At 34.8% G+C, this 18,558-nt stretch carries 21 protein-coding genes and 1 pseudogene; all 22 read right to left on the bottom strand.

The window, feature by feature from the left end; genetic code table 11:
* Positions 1-26 precede the first annotated feature (26 nt).
* Positions 27-974 carry a DNA-binding domain-containing protein gene (locus KI356_RS10360; protein ID WP_212935379.1) on the bottom strand — a complete coding sequence of 316 codons (948 nt, stop codon included), beginning with the start codon at positions 972-974 and terminating at the stop codon, positions 27-29.
* A gap of 697 nt (positions 975-1,671) precedes the next feature.
* Positions 1,672-2,580: a chemotaxis protein gene (locus tag KI356_RS10355; RefSeq protein ID WP_002117960.1), complete on the bottom strand. Its 909-nt coding sequence runs from the start codon at positions 2,578-2,580 to the stop codon at positions 1,672-1,674.
* A gap of 140 nt (positions 2,581-2,720) precedes the next feature.
* A complete protein-coding gene (locus KI356_RS10350; protein WP_212935376.1) occupies positions 2,721-3,206 on the bottom strand; it encodes a LysR family transcriptional regulator in 486 nt (161 codons plus the stop codon).
* Positions 3,207-3,521: 315 nt separating this feature from the next.
* A complete protein-coding gene (locus KI356_RS10345; protein WP_128281551.1) occupies positions 3,522-3,857 on the bottom strand; it encodes a DUF3964 family protein in 336 nt (111 codons plus the stop codon).
* Positions 3,858-3,907: 50 nt separating this feature from the next.
* Positions 3,908-5,131, bottom strand: a complete 1,224-nt coding sequence (locus KI356_RS10340) for a flagellar hook protein FlgE (protein WP_128281552.1) — start codon at positions 5,129-5,131, stop codon at positions 3,908-3,910.
* A 17-nt stretch (positions 5,132-5,148) separates the two neighbouring features.
* Positions 5,149-5,727, bottom strand: coding sequence for a flagellar hook assembly protein FlgD (locus tag KI356_RS10335; RefSeq protein WP_212935375.1), 579 nt, complete (start codon positions 5,725-5,727; stop codon positions 5,149-5,151).
* 3 nt (positions 5,728-5,730) lie between these two features.
* Positions 5,731-6,840, bottom strand: a complete 1,110-nt coding sequence (locus KI356_RS10330) for a flagellar hook-length control protein FliK (protein ID WP_212935374.1) — start codon at positions 6,838-6,840, stop codon at positions 5,731-5,733.
* 10 nt (positions 6,841-6,850) lie between these two features.
* On the bottom strand, positions 6,851-7,261 hold the full coding sequence (locus tag KI356_RS10325) for a hypothetical protein (protein WP_002117946.1): 411 nt from the start codon (positions 7,259-7,261) through the stop codon (positions 6,851-6,853).
* A 115-nt stretch (positions 7,262-7,376) separates the two neighbouring features.
* On the bottom strand, positions 7,377-8,681 hold the full coding sequence (locus KI356_RS10320) for a flagellar protein export ATPase FliI (RefSeq protein WP_212935373.1): 1,305 nt from the start codon (positions 8,679-8,681) through the stop codon (positions 7,377-7,379).
* Positions 8,678-9,364, bottom strand: a complete 687-nt coding sequence (locus KI356_RS10315; protein ID WP_212935372.1) for a FliH/SctL family protein — start codon at positions 9,362-9,364, stop codon at positions 8,678-8,680. Before KI356_RS10315 ends, KI356_RS10320 begins: the two co-directional genes overlap by 4 nt.
* Entirely contained in the window at positions 9,351-10,355 is a 1,005-nt protein-coding gene (locus KI356_RS10310) for a flagellar motor switch protein FliG (protein WP_212935371.1), read from the bottom strand. The genes KI356_RS10315 and KI356_RS10310 overlap by 14 nt, the downstream gene beginning before the upstream one ends.
* Before the next feature lie 17 nt (positions 10,356-10,372).
* Entirely contained in the window at positions 10,373-11,944 is a 1,572-nt protein-coding gene (gene fliF, locus KI356_RS10305) for a flagellar basal-body MS-ring/collar protein FliF (RefSeq protein WP_212935370.1), read from the bottom strand.
* A 22-nt stretch (positions 11,945-11,966) separates the two neighbouring features.
* Positions 11,967-12,266 carry a flagellar hook-basal body complex protein FliE gene (fliE, locus tag KI356_RS10300; RefSeq protein WP_002117933.1) on the bottom strand — a complete coding sequence of 100 codons (300 nt, stop codon included), beginning with the start codon at positions 12,264-12,266 and terminating at the stop codon, positions 11,967-11,969.
* A 17-nt stretch (positions 12,267-12,283) separates the two neighbouring features.
* Entirely contained in the window at positions 12,284-12,697 is a 414-nt protein-coding gene (flgC, locus tag KI356_RS10295) for a flagellar basal body rod protein FlgC (RefSeq protein WP_088058065.1), read from the bottom strand.
* 20 nt (positions 12,698-12,717) lie between these two features.
* Entirely contained in the window at positions 12,718-13,125 is a 408-nt protein-coding gene (gene flgB, locus KI356_RS10290) for a flagellar basal body rod protein FlgB (RefSeq protein WP_002117928.1), read from the bottom strand.
* A gap of 387 nt (positions 13,126-13,512) precedes the next feature.
* The gene (locus KI356_RS10285) at positions 13,513-13,785 is read right to left on the bottom strand and encodes a hypothetical protein (RefSeq protein ID WP_002117923.1); all 273 of its coding nucleotides are present in this window, start codon (positions 13,783-13,785) and stop codon (positions 13,513-13,515) included.
* Positions 13,775-14,143, bottom strand: coding sequence for a flagellar export chaperone FliS (locus tag KI356_RS10280; RefSeq protein ID WP_002117918.1), 369 nt, complete (start codon positions 14,141-14,143; stop codon positions 13,775-13,777). The genes KI356_RS10285 and KI356_RS10280 overlap by 11 nt, the downstream gene beginning before the upstream one ends.
* A 22-nt stretch (positions 14,144-14,165) precedes the next feature.
* Positions 14,166-15,602 carry a flagellar hook-associated protein 2 gene (locus tag KI356_RS10275; protein WP_128281559.1) on the bottom strand — a complete coding sequence of 479 codons (1,437 nt, stop codon included), beginning with the start codon at positions 15,600-15,602 and terminating at the stop codon, positions 14,166-14,168.
* A gap of 19 nt (positions 15,603-15,621) precedes the next feature.
* Entirely contained in the window at positions 15,622-16,485 is an 864-nt protein-coding gene (locus KI356_RS10270) for a flagellar hook-associated protein 3 (protein ID WP_088058060.1), read from the bottom strand.
* A 206-nt stretch (positions 16,486-16,691) separates the two neighbouring features.
* Positions 16,692-17,990: a flagellar hook-associated protein FlgK gene (gene flgK / locus KI356_RS10265; protein ID WP_212935369.1), complete on the bottom strand. Its 1,299-nt coding sequence runs from the start codon at positions 17,988-17,990 to the stop codon at positions 16,692-16,694.
* Positions 17,991-18,007: 17 nt separating this feature from the next.
* Entirely contained in the window at positions 18,008-18,430 is a 423-nt protein-coding gene (locus KI356_RS10260; RefSeq protein WP_212935378.1) for a hypothetical protein, read from the bottom strand.
* A gap of 39 nt (positions 18,431-18,469) precedes the next feature.
* Positions 18,470-18,558 (bottom strand): annotated as a pseudogene (locus KI356_RS10255) (DUF327 family protein); the annotation flags it as partial.

The following is an 18,558-nucleotide window of genomic DNA, read 5'->3' as shown; positions in this document are numbered from 1 at the left end:
ATTTCCCTTTTGTTTTGTACCCATTTTTATTGTGGTATGGTCATAACCTGGCCGCTACTATCAACCATAATTTTCATTTTTCCGTCTTGAGCGTTATATAATCCTAGCTTATGTAAATCTTGTTTGCACTCTTTTACGAAGAAAGGCAACGTACGAATTTGATCGATATCAGAGCTCTTAATGAAATGAGTTAAATGATGCGTCATTTCTTTAATATCATGTACAAGGTCTTCCTTCTCTCGTTTTAATCTTTCATTTTCAGCTCGTAATGAATGTATTTCTCCTTCAAGACCTCGAGCATTCTTTTCTTCTTTCGAACGCTCTGCAGCCATGCTAGAAAGTTTATAGATTCCCTCCATAAACTGATGTAATTCATGCTCTTTCTTTTCACGGGATTGACTAATTGTTTCAAAGTTATCAACGATACCAGAGATGACTGTTACGAGATTTTTTTCGTCCTCTTCACTTCGGAAATCTTCTTTTACTTCCTGTTTTCTTTCTTGTTTCGCCTCAACAACTGTATCCTTTACAGGTGTATATTTGCGTTTTCGACCCGGCTTTTGTTTTTCAATATTTTCAAACGGGATTTCTTGTTTTTTTAATTTATAATACGTGTTCTGTAATTGGCTTTCCGTTTTTGGAAATAAATTCAGTTCATTTTTACTAACATATTTTGAAATATTTGCGATGTTTAAGCCTTGACGCTGACAAAATTGATATACTTCATACAGTAGTTCTAGTTCAGACTTCAACCATGTAATCCCTGATTTTTCATATACTCGCATACCGCCATTTTTTTCTATATCTATTTGAAATAATACCATTCTATTATATAAATCGATAAGCTCTTCATACTTTATTCGGAATTGTTTCTCTATTTTTTTAAATTCCGCCTCTAATTTTATATCGTTCGTTTTATTATTTGACATGTTTTGTAAAAGACTTAATACGTTGATTGCTGTGTGGTGATACATACTCTGTGTCACTGCCCCTCATCCTTTCACAATTCTCATCTGACTCCCATGTCTTTTAAGAAAATAGAAATTTCTGCATATCCATATTATAACATTTCTAAATTATCTGTCAAATAATTAACATACAAAAAGGTATAAAAAGTATGTAAATAATAGTAAAGATTTTTTAAGAAAATAATAAAAAAATCTAACACGATGCTATATTAATAAAATGTATTTAATTATATTATATGGTATTCCCAATATAATTTCACCGAAAAATTTTGCGCTATCACGAAATACTACTAACACAATTCCAGAGATACATTCTCTTATATTTTCAAATCAAAAAACCTACTACTTATTAATTAAACCAATCAATATCCCCTAAATAAAAACAGCTAAATACACGAAAGAGACTATTAATACATGCAGTCATAAACACTCCAGAAACGTTTGGTTTTTCTGCCTGTACAGAGCATAGAATACTAAAAAGGAATTAACCAGTACTATACATGGCTAATTCCTCTCTTCCAGCTAAAAAAACGTGTTTTAAACTGATTCTTCAAACTCTCACTCAAATACTCACTTCTCCTACTTACCTAAAACCACTCCATACCTCTGGTCTTACACCGTATGGACCTCTATTAGGCACTGACCGCTTCCCCACTTGGCTAGATCCTCTATTCCAACTAAAAAAACGCTTTTCAAAACTTTTTTACAACACTAACTTATCAACTAAACCAATTAACTCTTGAATATCAGGCTTACTCACTTGAGCATTCGCCCCTACAGCCTCACCTTTATGGAACAACTCATTCGTAATTAAAGAAGAGAAAATAATAACTGGTAATTGCTTCATTACTTCACTATCTTTAATTACTTTCGTTAAATGGTGTCCATCCATTTTCGGCATTTCAATATCTGTAATAAGCAGATGAATATGTTCAAACATTTTTTCATCTTGCTCTTTTGCTAGTTTTTCAATTTGTGCTAACGCTTCTGCACCATTGCTGAAGAAATTCATTTTCGTATATCCAGCTGTTGATAATGTTTCTTCTAGTATTTGGCGAAGCATCGCTGAATCTTCCGCAATATAAATAACTTTTTCAGCTCGATCAGTTTTTTGCTCTAATCCTGAAAGTGTTTTATTGTCATAACCACTGTTACTAATTTCGCAAACAATTTTCTCATAATCTAGCAATAAGATGATTTTCCCATCTAGTTTTACAATTCCAGACGTTGTTTCTTCTAGCCCCATAGATAATGAAGCTGGTTCATCAATTTGTTCCCAAGAAATACGTTGAATACGATGCACTTCATCAACACGGAAAATAACTTTCATTTGGTTTAATTCCGAAATGATAAATTTCGTTTGATCAAGTGGCTTTGTAGATTTTAAATTAAGGGCTGTTGCTAAGTTAATAACAGGTAAAATTTCACCGCGTACTTGAACAACACCTTCAACTGCATGATGAGATTCCGGCACAGTTGTAACAGGGAATGGATTAATAATTTCACGCACTTTCATTACATTGATGCTAAATAAATTTTCACCAACAGTATAAGTTACGATTTCTAATTCGTTTGTTCCACTTTCTAATAAAATACTTTGTGCTTGTGACATAAAGGTGTCGCTCCCCTTCCATTAATTCCGTATATCTAATTATTAAGCTTTAATAAACTCCAAAAGTCAACTACCTATATAAAAATATAGATAGTTGAGTGAGCCTTATAGTTTTAAAGTAATAAAAACAGAGGTAAAGCTTAATCTTGTATAAACGAAGCAAGTGCCTCTAGTAACACTTCTTGCGCTCCTACAATTTCTGTCGGCATCGCTTCCCATTTTTTTGAAAGCTCTGTTTCCACTCTCATTCTAAGCTCTGGATTCATTTCTCCTAGCACATATTCCTTCGTCGCTATATCAACATCAAGAAGTGCAAGTGCATATAATCCCGGATCGTTTATTTTTTTAAATACTTGTTTCAATACTGCCGGTGCTATATGTTTTAACTTTTCAATGTGAATTTCTTTATCAGAAAATAGTAACTCATATTGAATAAACGTAACATTTTCTTTAATCACTTTAAAATAGCAATTATTCTTTTTATCATTTACAAAATAACCGTTCGGATCTGCAATAATACTCTCTACTTGGCGTATTAAATGTGGCAAACTACTCGCCGTCATTACAGTACGTTGCTCAACCTCACTTGGCGAAATGAATGTAACGCGATACTTATTCTGCGCCATCCTCCTCACCTCTCCTTTTATATAAACTTATTTTACTTGTACAATATAGCACAACTATCTTAAATTAATCTAAATAATCTATTTCAAATCACTACTTATAGACCCTATCTTCAAAGAGAGAAGAGGCACCACCACAATTGACTTTCGGCCTTCTCAACTAACCTAGAACCTATCAATCTCATTCATAGCTCATCGCCTCTTCAACTACCTTAGAACTACTCCATATCTCTGGTTTTACAACATGCGAGCCACTTATAGGTACTAACCGCTACTACTCATCGCTGGGCCCTCTCTCAAAACCTAGAAAGAAAGCTTTTACGCCCCTTTCAACAGCTCAATGTTATTGAACCAAAAAGCAAGCTGCTGATCCGTAATATCCGGTAACATAACGAAAAACTCGCGGCACTTCATCTCATCCTTAAACACTTGATACTTCCAAACATCATCACTACCAACACTCACAAAATAAAATTCATGAATACGCCCTATAGCTGCTTTTGTTTCACCAAATGAGTAGGGAGGTACTTGCTTAATTTCAAATTGATCTGGTAAATATACATGCTCTTCTCGTTCTATTTTTAACACTTGCTCAGCAAGCTCACGTTTATTTTCGAAAAAAGGCAATTGTAAAATTCGCTCTTGTCTTGTCATACGAATAAAAAACCCTTTCTACTACGTTACAATTTTTTCTTTACGATTTATTATCGAATTAAGTTTACAACTTCATTTAATACTTCATCTGAAATTTTAATTACTTTCGCATTTCCTTGGAAGCCGCGTTGGTATAGCATTAAATCAACGAATTCTACAGATAAATCTACGTTTGCACCTTCTTGTGCGCCACCACGTACTTTTCCTGCACCGTTTTGACCAGATACGCCCATTGCTAAAATACCAGTTGTATTTGTCGCTGTATAGTTACCATTTCCGTTTTTCATTAAACCGCCCTCATTCGGGAACATTGCAACAGCTAATTGACCAGCAGCTTTCATACTTCCATCAGAATATTTCACCATCACATATCCACCGTCAGCAATAAAGCAATCTTTAACAGTCGCCGCTGCTCTACCATCTACGTTTGTTACCGCTAATGTTTTCTCTGTTGGATGGTTTGTTAATTTACTAAAATCTAAATTTACTGTTCCGCCATTAAACGGAATAGATGCTCCAGGGTTTTGCTGATTTGGATTCCCTACTGCATCAAACGTCATATCACCACCTGCGCCTTGAACCTCTTTGAACTCTGTTTCTTTTTTCGAGTCGTTACGCATATGTACTGTATATTTATAATTATGTTCACTAGTTTGTGTAAACTCTACACGCATTGTCCATGTATTACCGGCATCATCGTATACAGGCAATTCTTGCGTAATCTGTTTTGCATCAGCTGGAATATTCCCTCCAACTACTCCTTTTGACGTCCGAATACCACCGATTGCTGATCCCATTGGAATTTGCAACGGTCCTGGAATACCAGATAAATCGACTTCACCAGTTGCTGCATTTGCAGGATATGCGAATACGTATTGGCCTTCGGTATTCGTAATATAGTAATCTGAAGATATCCCAAATGTACCTTTACGCGTAAATTCCGTGTTGCCGCCTTTTGAATCACCTACTACGAAGAAACCATTACCTTCCATTGCTGCTTGTGTTTTACCACCCGTTAACGTAATTGTACCATCGCTATAATCTGTAACCGTTCCACTCATTTTCACACCGTTACCAATACTTTTCGGGTTCGTTCCTGCGTATTTACCATCACCTTTTGCACCAATTGAATTGTTGTATAATAAATCATCAAACATTGCTTTTTGTTTTTTATAACCAACTGTTTGTGCATTGGCAATATTATTTGAAGTTACACTTAATGCATTTTGCGTTGCATTCATACCTGTAATACTTGTATATAACGCTTTAATCATAACGTATGGACACTCCCTTATGAATTTGTTGTTTTTACTTCTTCAGTTACTTTTTGATCGTCTTTCTTTACATCTTCTGGATTCGTTTCTCCAATTGGTTTATCAGACACTCTTTCAACGAAACGAAGAGGCACTACTTTATTATCAATAACGAGCTGTACATCGTTATTTTCTGCAAGGCGAACTGTCTCTACTTGACCAGTTACTTTGTTTCCTTCACCGTCAATACCCCTTACATACTTTCCTAAAAACTTCATTCCACCATCAAGCGCTGTCGAATACATCGTCGTTCTTAAAGAGTCAACTGCTTTTGTCATATTTTGCACTTGTTCCATAAGAGATAATTGTGCTGTCTGATTCATCATTTGATTCATATCCATCGCATTGAATGGATCTTGATGTTGAAAACTCGCTAAAAACAATTTTAGAAAATCATCTTTATCCATTACACCAGGAGTTTTTTGAGTACTTGCTGATACTCCGTTTGTTTGCCCTACTGGCGATTGTACACCGTTAACAGGTGCATTACTTTTTTGCGCTCCCGCCTGTAATGGAATATGATTTGTACTCGTTGTATTTAATCCAACTGTTGGCACGCTTTATTCCTCCAATAATCCAGCAAATTCTTTCGATTCTTGTTTCTCCTGTTTCGTACTTGCTAGTTTTTGCTTTTGTCTTTGCTCTTGTTCTCGTTGTTCTTTACGATGTTCATCTTTTTCTGAATAACTAATTTGAATATTAATTTCTTTTTCTTTTAACTTTAGCTTCAATTCGTCAAAAATCATTTCAACACGTTTTTTCCCATCGTGTTTGTCCATTTCTACATGGACATCAATTTGATTTCCATGCTTTTTCATAAATACAGTTAATGTACCAAGTTTCTCTGGATTTAGCTGGAATAAAACACGTTCTTGTTTCACCACAAACTTTTGCAGAGCTTCTACTTGTGCTTCCATCTTCTTGCCTAAGTCAGGTAATGTAACCTTCTCAGCTCCACTATTTTGTTTTCCTATTTGGTCAGTACCCGTTGCTTTATTTAACAACTCAGCTCCGGCTGAACTTGAGTCATTTAACGGATCGACTTTTGGTAACTCTACCTTCACATCATCGCTCTCTACTTTTGGGAGTTCTACTTCTTTAGACTCCTCTTGTTTCTTTGCAATATTACAAGTTTCTGATTCTACAACTTTTAATACTTGCAACGTCTGCTCTGGCATCGTCACTTTATCTAACGCCATTTGCATTGTATCTTCTAAACATATGGCATTTTTAATATTCATGTTTGAAAGCAGTTCTTGTAATTGTTGTAATTCAGCTGCAGGCAATTCGTTCAGTTTAATATTTCCGTATTCTTTATATAATTCTTGTATTTTTTGTATGTATTGATATAACAATTCTGGTTGCACACGTAATTGCTCAATTGCAATCATTTGCTCAGATACAGCTAGTAATAATTGTTCTGTTTCTTTTTTTTCTTCTTTCTTTTCAATCGGCTCTTCTTTCGTTACCGTTTTTTTTGCGAGAAGATATTCTTTCTTCTCTTCTTCTGGTGCTTTTTCTCGTTTCGATTTCTCCGTTTTCGGCTGTTTTTTATTTTCAATTCTCATTGTATTATCAAATGAAGAATTTTCATTTTTCGATTGTACTTCTAGCCCTTTGTCTTTTTGCGGAGGTAAACTTTGCTGCACCGGTAATACAAATTGTATCACTACATCCACCTCATCCGTTCATACACATTTTTAAATCAAGAAGCATTTTTTCTTCTAATTTTTCTTTTACTTTCGCGAGCTTCTTACAATCTTCTTGATACATTTCATCAATGACACGTTCTTTTTCTTTTATTTGCTCTAAAAGGCTTTCATTTTTTTGAATAAAACCTTCTGTTTTTTTTATTTTTCGATTCCATTCTTCTATTCTTTCAGGTGAAAATGTATGTGAAGACAGCATACCAGCCATAATGCGTTGCCCAGTTTGTACGACTTTACTACGTGATTTCACAACATACAAATCATATTCTTTTTTTTGTTCTATTTTTCTTTTTTCAGCTGTCAGTTCGTACACTTCTTTCAAGATTTGTTCTTTCTCTTGATTAATCTGCAATTTTATCGTGTCGTACTGCTGCTTATCCACCTGTTTTCATAGCCCCTTCCTATTATAACGTTCCCTTTTTCTATTATATAGTTTTTTTACAAAAAAATCTGTGAAATATTAAAAACAAAAAAATAAGACCTCAAAGGGCGAGGTCTTATACAATATGGTGCATCGCTTGGACAACATCTTCAAAATGAAAACTATCCGTTCGACCTTGTTTTAAAAACGTATTTATATTTTCTACTTTATTTTTACATTCAAAAATATAAGCATTTTCTTCATTTTCTTGAATTGTTCCTAGTTTAAAATACAATTCATTTTCTTTATAAATAGATAAAATTTTTCTCATTTCATTTGCAAGTTGCCAATGATTGGGCGATACGATTTCTTCCATAATCCTACTTACCGAATCTAGTACAGAAATGGCAGGGTAATGACTAAGAGTTGCAAGCTCACGTTTTAATACAATATGTCCATCTAAAATACCACGAGCTAAATCTGGTACAGGACCATTTAAATCGTCACCATCAACTAACACTGTATAAATACCTGTTATTGCCCCTTTTTGCGTTTTTCCGGATCGCTCTAATAACTTTTTCATATAACTTTCCATTAACAGTGTTTTACCACCGATCGGTAATTCCTTTACCGCAATGTCAACACTTCGGCGAGCGTCGGCAAAACGAGTAACTGAATCCATCATAAGTAATACATTATTTCCTTGATCGCGGAAATATTCAGCAATAGACGTTGCAAGCTTTGCCGCACGAAGTTGCATAAGGTGACTTTCATCTGACGTCGCTACAACAACGACGCTTTTTTTCATGCCTGCTTCACCTAATTCTTTTCGAATAAAGTCTTTTACTTCCCGGCCACGCTCACCTACTAAACTAATAACGTTAATATCCGCTTTTGCGTTTTTCGCAATCATTCCAAGTAATGTAGATTTCCCAACACCTGATCCAGCGAAAATACCAATCTTTTGACCGATACCAATCGTTAACATAGAATCAATCGATTTAATTCCCGTTTCAAATACATCTGTAATTTCTTCACGCTCAAATGCATGAATCGGCGGTGCATCTAATTTTATTTTTTGCAATGGAATGTTTTCAGCATCCTCGTTTAACACTTCTCCATTTGCACTTAACACTTTGCCAAGCAAATGATTACCACGGGGCACAACGACATCTTCTGCAATTAATGTAACTGAATCTCCGTAACACACTTTTTCTGTCTGTTCAAATGGGAGTAACATATTGTTTTCTTTTTCAATTGCAATAACTTCACATAAGACGCTATGTTCTCCAACGAGACAAACATCTCCAATCTTCGCTTTCGGACCTTTCGCTACAAAAAACTGCTCTTGTACACTATGAACTTTGCCAACTTTCGTATAAAACGGCGTTTCAATAAACGTATTCCATTTATTATGTTCGTTCATGAGCTTGTTGTTCATACGTTTTGCTCCTCAAACAACTTTTCTTCTTCCCATTTATGACGAAGTTTCGCAAATATAGGTGCAAATTTAAATTCAAAGAACTCTTTCTCTTCTTCCAAAACAAATTCGCCGAACTGTAAAGAAAAATCATACTTCCATTCTACTAATTGTAGTAACCAATACTCTTTCGTATTTTCCTTCTCTTCTTGTATACGCTCAAATGTTTCTGGATGAACCGTTATAATTAACTTTTCAAATGAAGTAGGCAATGTTTGAACGATACCTGTTAATATTGGCAGAACGTCTAATACTCGTGAATCTACCGCTTGATTCACAATTTTTTCTGCTAATTGAAAAGATTGATTCCATAATAACTCCGTCCATTCGTATGCCGTTTCTTGTTGCTCCTTTTGAAACTGTAAACGTGCTGCTTCCATCTGTTCCATTTGTTCATGAATATGCATTTGAAACTCTTCTTTATCCTGCAACAACTGCTGATGCTCTCGTTCTAACGTTTGCTGATGCTGCCTTAGCTGATTCATTTCAATATGTAATGCATCTTGCTGCGCAAGAAGTTCTGCATGATCTACTTGTATTTCTCCCTCAGCGTGAACTGGTATTGGTTTTGGAAACTGTAATTCATACGTTTCTTCAGAAAAAGAAACAGAATTCTTCGGAATTCTGTTTTTAAATAAGGACATCATCTTCACCTCTTTGAATGATAATTCTTCCTTCTTTTTCCAGTTTCTTCACTGTACCTGTAATCGTTTGCTGCGCTTTTTCAGCATCCGTCATCTTAAGCGGTCCTAAACCATCTAACTCTTCTAGAATCATCTCTTTACGGTTTGAAGACATACATGTAAATAATTTCTCTTTAATTTCTTCTTTTGCAATTTTAATTGCTTTCGCAATAACACCGTTATCTGTAATTTCCTCTAATACGCGGCGAAGTGCAAGATCTTCAAGACCTAGTAAGTCTTCAAAGACAAACATATTTTCTTTAATTTTCTCAGATAACTCATAATCGACTTCATCCAGCTTTTGAAAGACTGTTTTTTCAACGCCTCGTGAAACGTTATTTAAAATGTTCACAATCGTTTTCAAACCATCTGTTTTATTAATAGCACTAAATGCCATATTATTTAATTTTGCTTTTAATAACTCACCAATTTGATTAATTAATTCACCATCTACTTGCTCTAGCTTCGCAATGCCCATTACCGTTTCTACACGTTTATGATCTGGTAGTCTCTCAATTAATTGAGAAGCTAGTTGTGGCTTAATATAAGAAGCAATAATCGCTATCGTTTGTGGCGATTCTTCATTAAGCACTGTAAGAAGTGGTTCTAAATCTGTAAGTGAATTTAAGAATTCAAACGGATTATCTTTATTGTACCAAAGGTCTTCCAATAATTTTTCCAATTCGTCTTCTGGCATATTTTTAAATATACGACGAATATATTCTTTATCTGGAGTCACTAAGTTCAATTCTTTTACATTTAGTTCATACAAAAACTGCCCTAAAACATTTTCTAACGTTTCTGGCTTATATACACGAAACTTCGCAATTTCACGAAGTAACACTTCTTTTTCCTCAGCCGTCATATATTCAATGACTTTTGCTGCCACCTCTTCGTCTAATGTACGAATGAGGATGGCAGCTTTTTCTTTGGAGGAGATTTCATCTAACATTGTTTTTCCTCCCTTACTTATCCATTTAGCCATTTTTTAATAACTTTTGCAGTACCTTCTACATGCTCTCTCGTAGCTTCCTGCACTTGGTCATCTAATGTAGGTTCTGTCGGTTCTACTGGTTCTGGTTTTGGCTCTGGTACTATTTTCTCTTCAGGAATTTCCATAATGCTTTCACTACTAGCAGCAACTTCCTCTTCTGCTAAGTATTCATCATATTCCTCTTCTTCTTTCTTTTTCTTACGTCTTGCTAAGAAGAACCATAATAGGCCACCAAGCGCTAACAATCCACCTGTAATTCCACCGAATAACCACCAATTAATACCACTTTTTTCTGGTTCTTTCTCTTTCTCTACTTTCGGTTGATCAAACTGAACAGTTACAACGTTAACTTGACCATTTATAAAGTTTCCGTTCGGATCAGCTTGAAGTCCAGCTGCTGTACCAATTGCTTCTTTAAACGTTGCCATATCAATTCTTCGTTTTACTAACGTATCGTTATCTACCCATACAACAACATTTGTTTTCGTTAATTCTGGATGTTTTTTAATCGTTTCAACTGTTTTATCTATTTCATAGTTTTCAGTTTTGTTACCACTTTTATTATCATAGACGATCTTACCATTTTGATTATTGTTCGTACCGTAATTTGGTACTTCACCGTTCGCTGTAATACCAGCGCTCTGCTTCGTATCTGCTCCTTCTTGCGCAGTAGAACTTTCCTCTTGCTCTTGTTTACTGCGAAGCACACCTTTATCGCCATATTTTTCTGACTGACGTGTAACTTCATCGTAGTTTACAGACACTTTCGTATTCACTTTATATTCATTTGGTTTAAACATCGTCAGTAACGTTGCATCAATATCTTGCTTTAATTTACCTTCAATTTGATGCTGCATCTCTACTTCTTTTTCATAAGAAGAGGAACTAGTAGAATGTGCTTCATCTGCTCCTTTTGAGATAACACCTTTTTTACTATCAATAACGCTTACTTCTTCTGCTTTTACGCCAGGAACTGCCGCACTAATCATTTGCTGTATACCCGCAACTTGATCAGCTGTTAATAGTTGTCCACGTTTCACACCAATAGTAATTGCTGCTGTTCCCTTTGCCTTTTCTTCATCAAAAATGGTTTCTTTTTCAGGTAATGTAATTTGCACATTTGCCGTTTCAATTGTCGCAAAGTTTCGTACAATATCTTGCTCCAATTGCTTTTTCGTACCGACAATCTGCTTCATTTTCTTATCTTGCTCACTTGAACCAAGCGAGCTTTCTAATAAAATTTCCTCGCCGCTTTTTGAATTAAACGGTAATCCCATTCCATTCATTTCTTTTCGAACCCATGGAGCATCGTTCTTTTGCACTCGAATCGAACCATCGGCTGCTAATTGATAATCAACACCTAGCTTCGATAATTCTGCTGTAATCTCTTGCTTATCTGCATCATTTAAATTTTGATATACAACAACATATTTATCTGGCAAGGTGAAGTATAAAAGTGCTCCTGTTACAATCGCTAAAAGCGCAGCACCAATTACTAACTTATGCCACGTTTTTAATGATTGGAAAACATTTTTTATCTTTTCCATTTAAACACACCCGTCCATTTTCCTAAATTTGCATATTAATTAGTGACTTATAATTCTCAATAAGATTATCTCGTACAAGAGCAGCCGTTTTCATTTGTGATTCAGCTTTCTTCTGCTGAATTAAAACGTCATGTGTTTCTCCTACCCCTTTTGTCAATAAATCATAGACCGCAGTTTGTGCATTATTTTGCGTTTGATTCATATCTTCCAATAAATCAATAAACTTTTTGCCCTCAACTACAGATGTTTGTGAAGTTTTCTGTGTACCAATTGGCTGAATCGCTCCAAATGGCTGTGTATTTAACATTGGTTGGATTTTCATATTTCCCCTCTTTCCTCTTATCCTCGGCCGATTTCTAAATCTTTATCGAGCATTTTTTTATTCGCATTTAATACACTTGTATTTGCTTCATACATTTTTTGAGCAACCATTACATTCGTCATCTCAGCTGTCACATCAATGTTTGGATAACGTACATATCCTTCTTCATTTGCATGTGGGTGCGTTGGATCATATACTAGATTTTCATTTCGATCTGTTTCAATACTTTTTATTTTCACTCCGTTAGCAGGAGCTCCCTCTAGCATATTTGCAAAATTATTATTTGATTCTAACACTACACTTCGGCGACGATACGGCTCTGCGTCTGGCGCTCCCGTCGTATTCGCATTTACGATATTGTTAGAAGTAACTTCCATCCATTTTCTCGCTGTAGTTAGCGCTGAGCCACTTGCATTAATTGCTTGGAACATCGTTGTCTCCCCTTCTACTCTTAACGTCCACGTGCCGCTTGGTTAATTGCATATTGCGTATTAATCGCATTAATTGAGATACCATATAATTGGTTTGTTTTCATTAAATCTAGCATTTCTGTCGTTACATCCACACTATTTCCATCTTTATTCGTTTGCATCGACTTCGTTTGAATCTTTGCATATGTATTTTTCGTATTTGCTGTCGGTAAGTGCATTTCATTCGTTTGATATAAGTCTGAATTACTCTTTAAATCCGCAGCATTTTTTTTGAATAGTGGATTATTCATATTCATTTGTTCAGCAAATGTTACATCTTGCGCTTTAAACCCCGGTGTATTCGCATTTGCAATATTACTAGAAACAGTATTTCGCTTCGTTACTAAATAATTCATATAATGACTTACATCACTAACTAAGTCTGGCATATTCCACACCCTTCTTTTTTCCATCATGCTCGTTTATGGCATGATCATCCACTGATGGAAGTTTCACTTTATTATTCATTTCCTTATATGTGTTTATTAAAATATTATCTATTGTGTACCCTTTCATATTTTATTCCATTTTCCCATTGTTGTCTTTAGAAAAATACAAAAATATATAAAAGAATACAAAAAACTGTATTCACTTAGTAATCTATATAACATTTCGATATAAGAACAATAAAATAAAGTTCGTTTTTTTATTATTTAGATTATTATTATTTTTTCATTACAGTCATAAAGTGAAACCTCAATCAGCGGAACGCCTTTATTCAAACAACGGAATGGATTCCCCTTGTAATAAGGGGAACCCATTTCCATACTTTACAATTAATATTTACCGTAAAACGAATTCGCTTTCATTCGTCCATCATTTGTCATAATCATTTCTTCCAAAATCTTTTGTTTATCTCGAATATGTTGAGCTGCCTTTATTATTAATGGACTCACTTCCGCAGCAACATCCGCTCGCGTCTTTTCATCCAAAGTCATCATCCAGCGATTTAACATCGCACTTTTCTCAGCAAATTCTTCATCTGACACTTGCAATTCACCGATTTTATTAAAACAGCCGACAAACGCTCGATAAATATCATTGTTCATTTTCAAGTGCTCCGCGGTAACCGTCTATTAAATCTTGTAACACTTGCACAATCGCATCAATGTCTTTTGCTTCACGCGTTACTTTCATCGTCTGAATTTGAATGCTAATCCAATCGTATAAACCAAATAGACTATCATATAAGTCTTTAGTAATCTCAGGATTTAATTGAAGCTTTAGCTCTTCAAAAATACGTTCTAATTTTTCAAGAAGCGCATCTCCTTCTTGTAGTTTAAAAGTATTTAAAAGCTCTTCTAAATTACGAAACTCAACGATACATCTTTCATAAATAAAAATTGTATTTTTAATTGGATTACTCGTCATAATATCATTTTGCATATAGCGTTGCCATGCTTGCATACGATCACGTCCTTAACTTTCATTAATCATCACTTTTTTGCTTTGTCATTGCTTTAATTGTTTTTAATTGACTATCTAGCGCTGCTAATGTACTTTCTAGGTTTTGATACTTCTTCACAATCTCATCTTGTTTTTGCAGATTTTGTGTTTCAATATCTTTAATCTTTTTATCTAAATCACTTACACGTGAATCAATACTTTTTACACGCTCTCCGACTACACCTTTATCACCAAATAATTTATCAAGTGGTTCTTCCATCATCTTCCCTAAACCGTTAGAACCAAAGAAAAATTGCTTCGCTGCATCTGGCTTGTCTTTTAACGCTTGTGTTAATTTTTCATCATTAACTTCCATCGTCCCGTCTTGCTTTAATTGAATTCCAAATGAAAACAAATAATTACCGTCTTGAGAAAATGTTACGACGTTATTCATCGCTTGACGTACACTTTGCATAATGGCTTGACCTTGGAAAGCTCCACCTTTTCCAGCAAAAATATCTATTGTAGAAACAGCTTTATTATAATCAGCTACCATTTTTTTAATAATATTTGATGCGTCTGTTACATTTGAATCACTTACTGTAAACTTCAGATCAATACCTTTTACTTTTGAATCTGTTGTTGTACCTGCATCTGGTTTTTCTTCACCTGGTTTTCCGTCTACTTTTGGCTCCGTTACTTTTAACAATTCAATTTTCACGCCAGGAAGAGCTTCAATTGTATTCGTAGGACTTTTGTCCTCGATACCGTTAATACTATATATAGCATTTTTTGCTTCATTAATAGTATTTAATTTCATTTCCGTCTCAGCTTCACTGTCTTGATTTGTGTCTGTCCCTTTAATTTCCACCTTTGAATAAAATAGTTCCGTAAGTACGTTAGGTGGTGTACTTGCTAATTTAATAACGTTTGCCTCTCCTTCTTTCGTAGAGGACATAAAAATTTTACTACCAAGTGTATATGCTGATACCCCATAATCTCCATCGTTAATTTTATTAATTAAATCTTTATATGTCATATCAGTTGTTACTTTGAGTTCTTTATCGCCTAGTTTTATTGTTTCATTTCTTGGAAGCTTCTCATTTATATTATCAATAGAATTAGAAGCTATTTGATGACGCTGTGCGAGCTGTGAAATCGTCATATTAAAAGTTCCTGCAATTGCTCCACCATCAGCTTTTACATTAATATAACCATCTTGTGTTGTTGTAACTTTTTTCTCATTCCCTTTAAAAGCCGCTAAGTTTTTAAATGTTTGTGTGAAAGAACTAAATTCTGATTTTAAACTTGTGTATAATAGTTTATCTTGTGCAAGTTGGTTCTTTTCATTAGCATACGGTGTTTTTCTCATATCTAACGCTTGCATTTCTAATTCTACGAAGTTAGAAGTGTCGATCATATTATTACCGAGGTTCCAAATCTGTTGTCTACCGCCGATACCTGTTAACGTCCCTGCCATATTTCTCACTCCTTATTGTTTACATGTAGTCTAAAATACTCGTTTTACTCATCGTACTAACCGCTTTAAGCGTCGCTTCATACGTTGCATTGATATATGCTAGGTCAGAAATTGCTACCGCTAAATCAACATCTTCAATTTCTTTACGATTTTCTTGAAGCGCTAAGTTTTGCTCGCTTAAAATTGTTTTAAACGTCTCCATTGTGTTCATTGTTGAACCAACTTCAGTTGTACGGTTAATGATGCTATCTAAGTTTTTCTTATTTTCTCCTAATAATGGTTGCAAAGCTTTTTGATCACCGTTATTCAACGCTTCACTCATCTGTTTTAACGTTTTTATAACTGGTGATAATAATGCTTCCCCGTTACGAAACGCCTTTAATTCATAACCATCATTTAGTTGCCAGTTCACATCATTTTTTCCACCTTGATACGTACCATCTTCTGTAAATGGGGCTTGCTCAGCACTATCCCCACCAAAAATATAACGGCCTTGCTCTTTCGTATTTGCTAAATATACAACTTGTTTTAAAATTTGATCAATCTCTGCACCGATTGCCTTCAATTCTTTTTCGCTATTCGTCCCATTTAACGCTTGCACTGTTAATTGATCCGCTCTTGTTAAAGATTTAAAAACACCTTGTAACGTATTTTCAGTTTGTGTTAATACATTTTTCGAATCCGCTAAATCTTTTTGCATTTGTTCAATATTTGCTAACGAATGTTGAATCGCAAATGATTTGCTTGCCGCAAGTGGATCTTCACTCATGAGAAGATTTTTTTTACCTGAAGTTACTTGATTTCGGTGATATTGCTGTTGCACATTCAAATCCATCATCTGATTCTTTGCCCAGTTTGCATTTTGAAATGTAGATACTCTCATCCCTATCTTCTCCTTTATCTATATTTGACTTAGCGCGGGGAAGCAACCACAACTATGTACAGTTCGTTCGTTAGTTTCTTCCCTACCATTCAACCATTTCATACCTCTGTTCTTACACGGCTTGCTCCACTAATAGGCACTGACCGCCTCTATCTTACGCAGGACCCTCTCTAAACATAAAAAAGGGGCTTCGTTTCTACTTCGCGTTATCTAATAATTGAAAACAAACTATCAAACACTTCATTCATCGTCGTAATAGCTTTAGAGTTTGCGACAAAATATTTCTGGAAGGCCATTAAATTAACCATTTCCTCTTCCATATTGACGCCTTCTATACTCATCTTTTCTTGCTGAATACCTTCTAATAAGTCTTTATGAATATTTTGATAAGCATTCACTGCACTTTTATCAGAAGCTACACCAACTATAAATTGGTCTAACGCTTGTTTATAAGAAAGACCTTCTTTATAATCTCCATCTGTAATTCCTGCCAGTTTATTTGCTATTTCAGCGGAAATTTTCATTTTTGAAACATCTTTTGTGAATTCAGGATTTAACTGAATATCTTTCGCATGATCTCCAACGAAGAAATCTTTCCCCATCACTGTATTCACTTGATTTTTCACAGAACTCATTAAGTCTTCAATATTTTTCTTATAACTAGCAATCTTCGCTTTCGTATCTATTGCTGATTGAATTGCTCCACCTGTTAAAGGAACATCCGATCCATAAATCGCAACAGTCATCGGTTCGTTCCCCTTATTTAATTGAAGTGGATATGTGTCTTGTCCATTTACTGTTAAAACACCATTCATTCTAACACTCGTGATATTAGGATTCATAGATTCATAAGACACTTCTATATTGGCATATTTAGACATCTCTGTAATAATGCGATCACGTTCATCTAATAATTGATTAGGTACTTGTGTCCCTGCTTGTCCAATTTTTTTATTCGCTTCTGCTAAGCTAGCACCAAGACGATTAAATTCATTGACATGCGCTTCAATATCTTCTGTCGTCTGTACTTCCGCTGTATCTAAGTTTTTCGCAAGACGATTTATTTGACTTGTGAACTTTCCAGTTTCAGAAACTAATGTATCGTAGTAGTTTGATTGTTCTGGATTTTTTGCAACTTCACGAAACGCATTAAAAAAACCATCCATTAAACTAGATAATGAATTTTTCCCTGTAGTTCCTACCATAGACTCTACTCGTGATAAAGTAGAATTCATATATGCGTAGTAAGAGAACTGTGACAACTGATCATTAAATTGCTTCGTTTTCACTTCATCCGTAATTCGGTCAACACCTAATGTTTGTACACCGTAACCAATTCTCTGTCCTGGCGTATGACCGTTACTTGCTCCTACAGACCCTAAATTCACGGCTTGACGCACATAACCAGGTGTATGAATGTTAGATAAGTTTTGTTTCGTCGTTTGTAATCCCATTTGGGCCGCTAGCATACCAGATAACGGCGTATTATAATCAGATAACCTCATAATGCTTCACTTCTCCTTTACAATAGTTCATTCATAAAGATTTGCGAATTATTGTTTTTCTCCAAATTGTATTCAGAAACGGAATCTACAATACTCTCTGTAGTTTTTAATAGTACGTTTAAGTAATATTGATTTTTCAAAAGAATCATTTTTACATTTTCTTCTAATTCATTTAAACTTTTTTGTAATTCTTTCATTTTTTCAATTTCTTCCGGTGAAAAATACGAAAATAGCGAACGCATACGCAATGGTTCGACTTTCTTTTCTTCACAAAACTGAACAACCATCTCCTCAAAAGAGCGAGATAATCCTTTTACACCTTCTATGTACTGCAATTGTTCCACTTGCAGCTTTTGAACTGCATTTACATTTTTATGTTTTAAATTCTCATATATTTGTTCTCCAAGCGTTTGAATATTTTCATATGCTTTTTGAATAATAACAAGCTTTTCATATTGTACATATAGCTTCCTTCCCTCTTACAAGACTAAATTTACAATTAAACCATGAATTTCCCCAATTTGATTTAACATTTCTAAATGCCCTGTTTTCGTATTAATTAAATTCA

This window comes from Bacillus hominis (genome assembly GCF_018332515.1).
Classification (GTDB): Bacteria; Bacillota; Bacilli; order Bacillales; family Bacillaceae_G; genus Bacillus_A; species Bacillus_A hominis.
This window is presented reverse-complemented; position numbering and strand designations above follow the sequence as displayed.

Bases quoted from the DNA above. Each gene is read 5' to 3' on its own strand.
- flgK (WP_212935369.1), bottom strand. From the start codon at position 17,990: ATGAGGTTATCTGATTATAATACGCCGTTATCTGGTATGCTAGCGGCC.
- KI356_RS10270 (WP_088058060.1), bottom strand. From the start codon at position 16,485: ATGAGAGTATCTACATTTCAAAATGCAAACTGGGCAAAGAATCAGATG.
- KI356_RS10360 (WP_212935379.1), bottom strand. From the start codon at position 974: ATGTATCACCACACAGCAATCAACGTATTAAGTCTTTTACAAAACATG.
- fliF (WP_212935370.1), bottom strand. From the start codon at position 11,944: ATGGAAAAGATAAAAAATGTTTTCCAATCATTAAAAACGTGGCATAAG.
- KI356_RS10275 (WP_128281559.1), bottom strand. From the start codon at position 15,602: ATGGCAGGGACGTTAACAGGTATCGGCGGTAGACAACAGATTTGGAAC.
- KI356_RS10350 (WP_212935376.1), bottom strand. From the start codon at position 3,206: ATGGCGCAGAATAAGTATCGCGTTACATTCATTTCGCCAAGTGAGGTT.
- flgB (WP_002117928.1), bottom strand. From the start codon at position 13,125: ATGCCAGACTTAGTTAGTGATGTAAGTCATTATATGAATTATTTAGTA.
- KI356_RS10355 (WP_002117960.1), bottom strand. From the start codon at position 2,580: ATGTCACAAGCACAAAGTATTTTATTAGAAAGTGGAACAAACGAATTA.
- KI356_RS10280 (WP_002117918.1), bottom strand. From the start codon at position 14,143: ATGCAAGCATGGCAACGCTATATGCAAAATGATATTATGACGAGTAAT.
- KI356_RS10285 (WP_002117923.1), bottom strand. From the start codon at position 13,785: ATGAACAATGATATTTATCGAGCGTTTGTCGGCTGTTTTAATAAAATC.
- KI356_RS10340 (WP_128281552.1), bottom strand. From the start codon at position 5,131: ATGATTAAAGCGTTATATACAAGTATTACAGGTATGAATGCAACGCAA.
- KI356_RS10320 (WP_212935373.1), bottom strand. From the start codon at position 8,681: ATGAACAACAAGCTCATGAACGAACATAATAAATGGAATACGTTTATT.
- KI356_RS10315 (WP_212935372.1), bottom strand. From the start codon at position 9,364: ATGTCCTTATTTAAAAACAGAATTCCGAAGAATTCTGTTTCTTTTTCT.
- fliE (WP_002117933.1), bottom strand. From the start codon at position 12,266: ATGAAAATCCAACCAATGTTAAATACACAGCCATTTGGAGCGATTCAG.
- flgC (WP_088058065.1), bottom strand. From the start codon at position 12,697: ATGTTCCAAGCAATTAATGCAAGTGGCTCAGCGCTAACTACAGCGAGA.
- KI356_RS10310 (WP_212935371.1), bottom strand. From the start codon at position 10,355: ATGTTAGATGAAATCTCCTCCAAAGAAAAAGCTGCCATCCTCATTCGT.
- KI356_RS10345 (WP_128281551.1), bottom strand. From the start codon at position 3,857: ATGACAAGACAAGAGCGAATTTTACAATTGCCTTTTTTCGAAAATAAA.